Source organism: Cellulosimicrobium composti (assembly GCF_009711085.1).
GTDB classification, from domain to species: Bacteria; Actinomycetota; Actinomycetes; order Actinomycetales; family Cellulomonadaceae; genus Cellulosimicrobium; species Cellulosimicrobium composti.
In genome coordinates, this window is the sequence record NZ_WMKA01000081.1 from 1 (window position 1) to 9,181 (window position 9,181).

Below are 9,181 nucleotides of genomic sequence, written 5' to 3' on the forward strand. Positions count from 1 at the left end.
GCCTCCGTCCCGCCCGGCTCCGGCGTCACCGGTCGCGTCCCGACCGAACAGGCGCCGGCCGGCCCCGCCGCCGCGTCCGGCGTCGGGACCGGTGGCGCGTCCGCCGAGCAGCCCGCGCCCGCTCCGCGACCCCGCCGCCGCCGCGGCGCCGTCGTCGCGATCGTCGTGCTCTCCCTCGCGCTCGTGGCCGCGCTGGGCGTGGGCGCGTACCTGTGGCTGACGACCACGCGTTGGCAGGAGACGAGCGCGGACTGGGAGCGCGAGGCCCGCGGCCTCGGCGAGGACGTCGCACGGCTGCGCACCGAGCTCGACGGCGCCAACGCGGAGCTCGAGTCCGCACGCACGCAGCTCACCGCGGCGCAGGACCGCATCAGCGAGCTCGCCAACGAGAAGGCCCAGCTCGGCGACGAGAACGAGGCGTCGCAGCAGTACCTCGACTACCAGAGCCGTGTCTCCGAGGCGGCGGGCAAGGTCGCCGCCGCGCTCGGCCAGTGCACGACGGCGCAGTCCCAGCTCATCGGCTACCTCAACAACCGCGACGCGTACGACCCCGCGGACCTCGAGCGCTTCGCCGACCAGGTCGACCTGCTGTGCCAGGAGGCGACCGACGCGAACGCCCAGCTCCAGCAGGAGCTCGCCGGATGACGCGCGGGCCCCGCCGGGTCGTCGCGCTCGCCGTCGCCGGGACGCTCGGCGCGGGCGCGCTCGCGGGGTGCGGCGTGCTCCCGGAGCTCCCGGACCCGGTGCCGGACTCGGTCGTCCCGTCGCTCGTCGCGCCCGACGACCCCGCCGGCTCGGAGAACCTCTCCCCCGACGGCTTCGACGCGGTGCGCCGCATGGCCGTCCGGATCCGCAACGTCCGCTGCGACGGCCTGTCGACGGGGTCCGGGTTCGCGGTCGACTCGCGGACGCTCATCACGAACAAGCACGTCGTCGACTCGTCGCGCTCGCTGCAGCTCCTCACGTACGACGGCCGCGACATCGCGGCGCAGACGGCGAGCGTCGCGGGCCTCGCGGACCTCGCGATCGTCCGCACGGCCGAGGACCTGCCGTCGGCGCCCACGCTCGCGGCGGCGGACCCCGCGCCGGGAGACGCGGTGACGGTCGTGGGCTATCCCGAGGGGGGTCGCCTCACGGTGACGCAGGGCGCGGTGATCGGCACGACGACCGACCCGCTCAACGAGAACCTCGGCGAGGTGCTGGTCACGGACGCCCCGGTCGAGCCCGGCAGCTCCGGCTCGGCCGCGCTCAACGACGCGGGCGAGGTCATCGGGGTCGTCTACGCGAAGACCTCGACCGACAAGTCGCTCCTCGTGCCCGTGAGCACGCTGCAGACGCTCCTCGGCGACGAGTCGGCGTTCACCGAGCTGCCGGAGTGCGACGCCTGACCCGCGCGGCGCGGGCGTCGCGCACCCGCGGGCGTCCTGCCGCGCACCGCTCCCGCGCACGCCTCCCGCGCGCAGCGCGGACCCCGGGTCTACCCTTCGTGCCATGAGCACACACGGGAGCTCGGACACGGCGCCTGTCGACCCGGCGCACATCACCCACGCGGCACGCGACACGCTCACCGTGCGCCGCGTCTTCGGAGAGTCCTACGAGCGGGACGGCACGCTCGTCATCCCCGTCGCCACGGTCTGGGGCGGGACGGGCTCGGGATGGGGCTCCGGCGCGGGCGAGCTCTCGGGCAAGGGCGCCGCGGACTGGCGCCGGCGCGTCGGCGCGGCGGCCGCCGCGGCGCAGGACGGCGAGGGGACGCAGGGCGCGGGCTCGTCGTCCGACCCGGGGTCCGGGAACGCCGGCGGCGAGGCGGGCGGCGAGGGCTCGGGCGGCGGCGGAGGCTTCGGCGTCCGCGTCGTGGCCAAGGGCGTGTACGTCGTGGACGACGCGGGCGTGCGGTGGCAGCCCGCGCTCGACCTCAACCGCGTCATCCTGGGGGGCCAGGCGCTCGGCGCGGTCGTCGCGTTCTCGGCCGCGCTCGCGTGGGGCCTGAGCCGCCTGCGCCGCCGCTGAGCACGCTCAGCCGGCGCGGCCGACCCGCAGCTCGAGGCCGTCGACGCGCTCGGACACCACGGGGTCCGTGGCGAGCGCGGCGTTGACCTGCCCGAGGACGGCGTCGAGGCCCGCGCGGTCCAGGCCCGCGTGGATGCGCAGCACGACGGCGACCTCGGCCCGGCGGCCGGGCTCGGCCCACACCTGCGCGACGTGCTCGACCCCGGCGACCGAGCGCTGCACGGCGTCGAGCACCTCGGGGGCGACGACGCCGTCGACGACGGCGGGCGCCCAGGTCTTGCCCTGGGCGAGGGCCCACACGGCCGGGCGCGGGACGAGGGCCGTCACGGGACCGCCCGGGTCGAGGACGAGCAGCGACCAGTCCTCGCTCACCGCGGACAGCGCCGCACGGCGGGCGTCGACCGGGACCGGCCGCGCGCTCGCGCGCCACGCCGCCATCGCGGCGACGGACGTGAACACGGGCAGCGCGCGCCGCCCGTCGGGCGCCTGGATCGCGACGACGCCCGCCGACGCCTCCTTGTCGACCGTGTGCCCGTGCTCGCCCTCCTCCGCGCTCTCGAGCTCGGCGAGGATCGGCACGAGGACGCGCGTCTCGCCGAGCCGCGCGACGACGTCCGCGAGCGGTGCCGTGCCCGCGGCGTACGCGTCGAGCAGGGCGACGAGCGCCGGGTCGGCGGACCCGTCGTCGCCCGCGAAGCCGGAGCTCGGCGGGAGCGCCTTGCCCGGGCCCGCGGGGTCGTGGTCCGTCGTCACGGCCGGCCCGCGACGTCGAGCGCCTGCGGCAGCGTGAACGCGCCCGCGTAGAGGGCCTTGCCGACGATCGCGCCCTCGACGCCGGCCGGCACGAGCGAGCGCAGGGCCTCGAGGTCCTCGAGGCTCGAGATGCCGCCCGACGCGACGACGGGCGCCTCGGTCCGGGCCGCGACGTCGCGCAGGAGGTCGAGGTTCGGGCCGCGGAGCGTGCCGTCCTTCGTCACGTCGGTGACGACGTACCGGGCGCACCCGGCCGCCTCCAGGCGGTCGAGGACCTCCCAGAGGTCGCCGCCCTCCTGCGTCCAGCCGCGCGCCGCGAGGGTCGTGCCGCGCACGTCGAGGCCGACGGCGATCGCGTCGCCGTGCTCCGCGATGACCTTCGCCGTCCACTCGGGGTTCTCGAGCGCGGCCGTGCCGAGGTTGACGCGGCGCGCGCCCGTCGCGAGCGCACGCTCGAGCGACGCGTCGTCACGGATGCCGCCCGAGAGCTCGACCTGGACGTCGAGGCGCGCGACGACGTCGGCGAGCAGCTCCGCGTTGGAGCCGCGGCCGAACGCGGCGTCGAGGTCCACGAGGTGGATCCACTCGGCGCCTCCCGACTGCCAGTCGAGCGCGGCGGCGAGCGGGTCGCCGTACGAGGTCTCGGAGCCCGCCTCGCCCTGGACGAGGCGGACGGCCTGGCCGTCGGCGACGTCGACGGCGGGGAGCAGCACGAGGCGGTCGGTCACGGGGTTCTCCATCGGTGTCGGTCGTGCGGGCGGCGGGCGCGTCGGCACGCCGGTGGGGGTGCGCGCCGCGGGGCGCGCAAGGTCAGAGCGAGCGGACCCAGTTCTCGAGCAGGGTCGCGCCCGCGTCCCCGGACTTCTCGGGGTGGAACTGCGTCGCGGACAGCGGGCCGTTCTCGACGGCGGCGACGAACCGGCCGCCGTGCTCGGACCACGTGACCAGAGGCCGACGGACGGGCGAGTCCGCGGGCAGGTCCTGGCCCGTGGTGAACGTCCGGGCGGCGTAGGAGTGGACGAAGTAGAAGCGCTCGTCCTCGACGCCCCGGAACAGCACGCTGCCCTCGGGGACGTCCACGGTGTCCCAGCCCATGTGCGGCACGACGTCCGCCTCGAGCCGGTCGACGAGTCCGGCCCACTCCCCGAGCCCGTCGGTGAGCGTGCCGTGCTCGTCGCCCTGCTCGAACATGACCTGCATGCCGACGCAGATGCCGAGCACGGGCCGCCCGCCGGCGAGGCGGCGGCCCACGATCTCGTCGCCGCGCACGCCGCGCAGCCCGGCCATGACGGCGGCGAACGCCCCGACGCCGGGCACGACGAGACCGTCCGCGTCCTGCGCGCGGGCGCGGTCGCCGGTCAGCTCGACGTCGGCGCCGACGCGCTCGAGCGCGCGCACGGCGGAGCGGACGTTGCCGAACCCGTAGTCGAGGACGACGACGGACGGTCGCCGGGTGCCCGAGGACGCCGGCGTGGGCTGCTCGCTCATGCGCCGCCCTTCCTCGCCCGGCGCGCGGCCGACGTGAGCAGACGCATCGCCTTCCAGCGCGAGATCGACGAGCTCGCGACCACGCCCTCCTGGTCGGCGAGCGTCGTGGTGCCGGTCAGCAGGTCCTCGAGCGCCTCGGGGGCACCGCCCAGCACGAGGCCGGGCGCGAGGCGGTCGCCGGGCTCACCGTCGCTCCAGCGCGTCATGGTGAGCTGCTCGCCGGTGCGCTCGACGAGCACGAGCGGCACGCCCTTGACGAGGGTCGTCAGCGCCGCGGCCGCGTGCGCGGGCGCGTCGCCGGACGTGTCGCGCAGCACGGCGACCGCGCCCACGTCCGTCGGCACGACGTCCGCCTCGACCTGCGCGAGCGAGCACGCCGCGGCGAGGGGCTCGGCGCCCGCGATCTGCGTGATGAGCGCGACGAGGTCCGGCGCCGCGGGCCCCGTCAGGGACGACAGGTCGTCGGGGATCTCGACGCCGCCCAGCGCGTCGTCGTCGTGCGTGCTCACAGGGCCCCCTTCGTGGACGGGACGCCCTCGACGCGCGGGTCGGGCGACACGGCCGCGCGCAGCGCGCGGGCGAGCGCCTTGAACTGCGCCTCGACGATGTGGTGCGGGTCGCGGCCCGCGAGGACGCGCACGTGGATGCAGATGCCCGCGTGGTGCGCGATCGACTCGAGCACGTGCCGCGTGAGCGACCCGGTGAAGTGCCCGCCGATGAGGTGGTACTCCTGGCCCTCGGGCTCGCCCGAGTGGACGAGGTACGGACGCCCGGAGACGTCGACCACCGCGAGCGCGAGCGCCTCGTCGAGCGGGACGGTCGCGTCGCCGAAGCGCCCGATGCCCACCTTGTCGCCGAGCGCGACGCGCAGCGCCTCGCCGATCGTGATCGCGACGTCCTCGACCGTGTGGTGCGCGTCGATGTGGGTGTCACCCGTCGCGACGACCTTGAGGTCGATGAGCGAGTGCTTGCCCAGCGCCGTGAGCATGTGGTCGTAGAACGGGACGGACGTCGAGATCTCGGTCCGCCCCGTCCCGTCGAGGTCGAGCTCGACGAGCACGCTCGACTCGGACGTCGCGCGCTCGACGCGCGCGGTGCGCTTCACAGTCCTGCCACCTCCACGAGGGCCTGTCGGAAGGCCCTCATCTCGTCGCCGGTGCCGATCGACACCCGCAGCCAGCCGTCGGGACCAGTCTCCCGGATGAGCACGCCCCGCTCCAACAACGCCGCCCAGACCGCGTGCCGGTCCTCGAACGCCCCGAACAGCACGAAGTTCGCGTCGGACTCGGCGACCTCGAGCGGGCGCCCGTCCGGGTGCCGCAGCGAGCGCAGCCACGCCACGGTCTCGTCACGGCGCTCGCGCAGCTCCGAGACCTGGGCGAGCAGCTCGGCGGAGTGCGCGAGGGCCGCGCGCGCGACCGTCTGCGTCACCGCCGACAGGTGGTACGGCAGACGCACCACGCGCAGCGCGTCGACGACCTCGCGCGACGCCGCGAGGTAGCCGACGCGCGCGCCGGCGAGCGCGAACGCCTTCGACATCGTGCGCGTCACGGCGAGGTTCGGGTAGCGGTCGAGGAGCTCGAGCGCGGACGGCGTCCCGGCGCGCCGGAACTCGCCGTACGCCTCGTCGACGACGACGACCGCGGGCGCCGCGCCACCGTCCGCGAGCGGGACGCGGACCGCGAGCGCCGCCTCGCACACCGCCTCGACGGTGGCCGCGGGCAGCGCGGTGCCGGTCGGGTTGTTCGGGCTCGCGAGCAGGACGACGGACGGCTGCTCGCGCGCGACGACCTCGCGCGCGTGCTCCGGGTCGATCGTGAAGTCGTCCGCGCGGCGACCGACCACCCAGTCCGTGTGCGTGTCGCGCGCGTACTCGGGGTACATCGAGTACGTCGGGGCGAACGAGACGGCGGTGCGCCCCGGGCCGCCGAAGGCCTGGAGCACGTGGAGCATGATCTCGTTCGAGCCGTTCGCCGCCCAGAGCTGCTCGGGGGCGAGGGCGACGCCCGACTCGGTGCCGAGGTACGCCGCGAGGTCGGCGCGCAGGCCGAGGAAGTCGCGGTCGGGGTAGCGGTTGAGCCCCGCGGCGGCGTCGCGCACCGCCTGCGCGATCGTGTCGACCACGCGGGCGCTCGGCGCGTACGGGTTCTCGTTGACGTTGAGCAGGACCGGGACGTCGAGCTGCGGCGCGCCGTAGGGCTCGACGCCGGCGAGCTCGGGGCGCAGCGGGAGCACGGGTCGTCCCGCGACGGGGGGTGGGGTCACCAGGACAGTCTACGAACCGTGCGCCGCCCCGCGTCCGTGACGTCCGGCACGCGGGCACGGTTCCCCGCCCGCCGGAGCCCCGTCAGGCCGAGGTGACCTCGCCGCCGTCGACCGTGACCGGCACCTCGGGCAGCGGCGCGGGCGCGGGCCCCCCGAGCACCGCGCCCGTCGCGAGGTCGTAGCGCGACGCGTGGCACGGGCACAGCAGCTCGCCGTCCCCGGGACCGACCGTGCAGCCCTCGTGCGTGCAGATCGCGCTGAACGCCGCGAACGTGCCCTCCTCGGGCTGGGTGACGAGGAGCTGCGCCCCGCCGACCGTCACGGCGAGCGCGCCGCCGACGGGGACGTCGGACGTGCTCGCGAGCGCCTCCCCCGGTCCGACGAGCCGCCCTCCCCCGCCGTCGTCGTCCCGGTCGTCGTCCGCGTCGTCGTCGGCGCTCCCGCCGCGCGTGCCCGACGGCGGCTCGCCCCCGCACGCGGCGAGCAGCAGGAGCGCCGCGCTCGCACCGGACCCCGCGAGAACCGCGCGCCGCGTCGCCACGACCGGGCGCCGCCCGTCCGCACTCTCGACGGTCCCCGCGCACGCGAGGCACGCGCCGGGCCGGACGCCCGTCGCGGGCGCGGTGCCGGGAGGGGACGGAACGGTCCTGGGGCCGCTCTCGTCGACGTCGGGTCCGGGGCGCGGTACGTCCATGGCCGGCCTCCTCGCGCGGTGCGTGGACGGACGGGCCCGCGGCCCGTCCCGCCGCCCGCGCGCGCTGCGACCGGGACGGCGGTTCAATTGAAGCACCGGCGCGAGCCGACCGCGCCCCGACCCGCAGGGAGCGACCATGGCCGTGACCGGGGGCCCGCCCGTCCCGCCGGCGCGCGAGGGACGCGCGCTCGGGGCGTGGGTGCTGCGGGGACTGACCGCCGCCGGCCTGCTGCTCTCGGCCGACGTCCACCTCGTCCTCTTCGTCGAGGGGTACCAGGACATCGAGGTCGTCGGGCCGCTGTTCGCGCTGAACGCCGTCGCAGGCCTCGTCCTCGGGCTCCTCGTGCTCGTGTGGCGGCACTGGCTCCCGCTCCTCGGCGCGGTCGGCTTCGGGGCCCTCACGCTCGCCGCGTTCTACCTCTCGACGACGGTGGGCTTCTTCGGCGTCCACGAGTCGGTCGGCGGGACGCAGCAGGTGCTCGCCGCGGCGAGCGAGTGGGTCGTCGTCGTCGCCGGGACGCTCGCCCTCGTCGTGGAGGGGCGAAGGTCACGAGCCGCACGGACCTGAGTCGCGCGTCGCGCCGCGGCCCGTGACCGGGCGTCGCGGCGCGCGTAGCGTCGAGACGAGGCCGGACCGCCGGCACGGTCCGGCCGCCCGTCGCGAGAACCGAGGTGATCCCCGTGCCCACCATGCGTGCCGCCGTCGTCCGCTCGTTCACCGAGCCCCTGGTCGTCGACGAGGTCGACGTCCCGTCCCCCGGTCCGTACGAGGCCCTGGTCCAGGTCGACTACACCGGGGTCTGCCACACCGACCTGCACGCCGCGCGCGGCGACTGGCCCGTGAAGCCCGCTCCCCCGTTCGTCCCGGGCCACGAGGGCGTCGGCACGGTCGTCGCCGTCGGCGACCGTGTGACGCGGGTCCGGGTCGGCGACACGGTCGGCAACGCCTGGCTGTGGAGCGCGTGCGGCGAGTGCGAGTACTGCGAGACGGGCTGGGAGACGCTGTGCCCGGACCAGAAGAACGGCGGCTACTCCGTCGACGGGTCGTTCGGGCAGTACATGCTCGTCGACTCGCGCTACTGCCCCGTGATCCCGGACGGGGTGGACCTGTCGGCCGTCGGCCCGATCGTCTGCGCGGGCGTCACCGTGTACAAGGGGCTCAAGGTCACCGACACCAAGCCGGGCGAGTGGGTGCTCGTCTCCGGGATCGGCGGGCTCGGGCACGTCGCGGTGCAGTACGCGGTCGCGATGGGTCGCCGCGTCGCCGCGGTCGACGTCGACGAGGAGAAGCTCGCGCTCGCGCGCAAGCACGGGGCCGAGGTCACGGTGAACGCGGCCACGTCGCCCGACCCCGCAGCCGAGATCCAGGGCCAGACGGGCGGCGGCGTCCACGGCGCGCTCGTCACCGCCGTCAACGGGCACGCGTTCCCGCAGGCAGTCGGTGCGCTGCGCCGCGGCGGGACGGTGTCCCTCGTCGGGCTCCCGCCGGAGAAGTTCCCGCTCGACATCTTCACGACCGTGCTCTTCGGGCTCACCGTGCGCGGGTCGATCGTCGGGACGCGCAAGGACATGGCGGAGGCGCTCGACTTCTTCGCGCGCGGCAAGGTCAGCCCCACGTACACGGTGCGCCCCCTCGACGACGTCAACGCGATCTTCTCCGAGATGGAGGAGGGCCGGATCGACGGGCGCGTGGTCATGGACATGCGGTCCTGACCCGTCCGACGCCGCCACGCACCGCGGCCCGCACGCCCGCCCGGGGCGACGCCGGCCGCGCCCTGTGCACGACGGCCCGAGGGTCGGCGGGTGCGCCTACGATCGTGCGGGTGAGCCCCACCGACCCGTACGCCGACCTGCCCTTCGACCCGGCCGACGAGCCGCCGCTCGACGAGCCCGCCGACCCGCTCGGCGACCCGTGGGCCGGGGCGGCACCGGCCGGGCCGGCGCCGGACGCGCAGCCGGCCGACGGCGCGC

General features: G+C 76.2%; 12 protein-coding genes. 5 read left to right on the forward strand and 7 right to left on the reverse strand.

The window, feature by feature from the left end:
* The 3 genes from GJV82_RS19630 to GJV82_RS18720 all read left to right on the forward strand — a co-directional run.
* Positions 1-645: hypothetical protein (locus GJV82_RS19630; protein ID WP_225873494.1), on the forward strand; the 645-nt coding region annotated here is incomplete at its 5' end.
* A complete protein-coding gene (locus GJV82_RS18715) occupies positions 642-1,388 on the forward strand; it encodes a S1 family peptidase (protein ID WP_024840657.1) in 747 nt (248 codons plus the stop codon). The genes GJV82_RS19630 and GJV82_RS18715, both read left to right, overlap by 4 nt.
* A gap of 103 nt (positions 1,389-1,491) precedes the next feature.
* Positions 1,492-2,010, forward strand: coding sequence for a hypothetical protein (locus tag GJV82_RS18720; RefSeq protein WP_155100271.1), 519 nt, complete (start codon positions 1,492-1,494; stop codon positions 2,008-2,010).
* Positions 2,011-2,016: 6 nt separating this feature from the next.
* Here GJV82_RS18720 and GJV82_RS18725 read toward each other — a convergent pair whose 3' ends face one another.
* From GJV82_RS18725 to GJV82_RS18755, 7 genes are all read right to left on the reverse strand, one after another.
* Positions 2,017-2,763 (reverse strand): SseB family protein, encoded by a 747-nt coding sequence (locus GJV82_RS18725; protein ID WP_024840655.1) that lies wholly within the window; start codon positions 2,761-2,763, stop codon positions 2,017-2,019.
* Positions 2,760-3,491, reverse strand: coding sequence for a bifunctional 1-(5-phosphoribosyl)-5-((5-phosphoribosylamino)methylideneamino)imidazole-4-carboxamide isomerase/phosphoribosylanthranilate isomerase PriA (gene priA / locus GJV82_RS18730; protein ID WP_024840654.1), 732 nt, complete (start codon positions 3,489-3,491; stop codon positions 2,760-2,762). Before priA ends, GJV82_RS18725 begins: the two co-directional genes overlap by 4 nt.
* An 82-nt stretch (positions 3,492-3,573) precedes the next feature.
* Positions 3,574-4,251, reverse strand: a complete 678-nt coding sequence (hisH, locus tag GJV82_RS18735) for an imidazole glycerol phosphate synthase subunit HisH (protein ID WP_155100273.1) — start codon at positions 4,249-4,251, stop codon at positions 3,574-3,576.
* Positions 4,248-4,760 carry a hypothetical protein gene (locus GJV82_RS18740; protein ID WP_024840652.1) on the reverse strand — a complete coding sequence of 171 codons (513 nt, stop codon included), beginning with the start codon at positions 4,758-4,760 and terminating at the stop codon, positions 4,248-4,250. Before GJV82_RS18740 ends, hisH begins: the two co-directional genes overlap by 4 nt.
* Positions 4,757-5,356, reverse strand: coding sequence for an imidazoleglycerol-phosphate dehydratase HisB (hisB, locus tag GJV82_RS18745; RefSeq protein WP_318657831.1), 600 nt, complete (start codon positions 5,354-5,356; stop codon positions 4,757-4,759). Before hisB ends, GJV82_RS18740 begins: the two co-directional genes overlap by 4 nt.
* Positions 5,353-6,516, reverse strand: a complete 1,164-nt coding sequence (locus GJV82_RS18750) for a histidinol-phosphate transaminase (protein WP_318657832.1) — start codon at positions 6,514-6,516, stop codon at positions 5,353-5,355. The genes hisB and GJV82_RS18750 overlap by 4 nt, the downstream gene beginning before the upstream one ends.
* An 82-nt stretch (positions 6,517-6,598) precedes the next feature.
* Positions 6,599-7,210, reverse strand: a complete 612-nt coding sequence (locus GJV82_RS18755; RefSeq protein WP_115942421.1) for a Rieske (2Fe-2S) protein — start codon at positions 7,208-7,210, stop codon at positions 6,599-6,601.
* Positions 7,211-7,346: 136 nt separating this feature from the next.
* Between GJV82_RS18755 and GJV82_RS18760 the strand changes: the two genes are divergently transcribed.
* The gene (locus GJV82_RS18760; RefSeq protein WP_115942420.1) at positions 7,347-7,778 is read left to right on the forward strand and encodes a hypothetical protein; all 432 of its coding nucleotides are present in this window, start codon (positions 7,347-7,349) and stop codon (positions 7,776-7,778) included.
* Between the two features lie 122 nt (positions 7,779-7,900).
* Positions 7,901-8,923 (forward strand): alcohol dehydrogenase AdhP, encoded by a 1,023-nt coding sequence (gene adhP, locus GJV82_RS18765; RefSeq protein ID WP_155100277.1) that lies wholly within the window; start codon positions 7,901-7,903, stop codon positions 8,921-8,923.
* Positions 8,924-9,181: the final 258 nt, after the last annotated feature.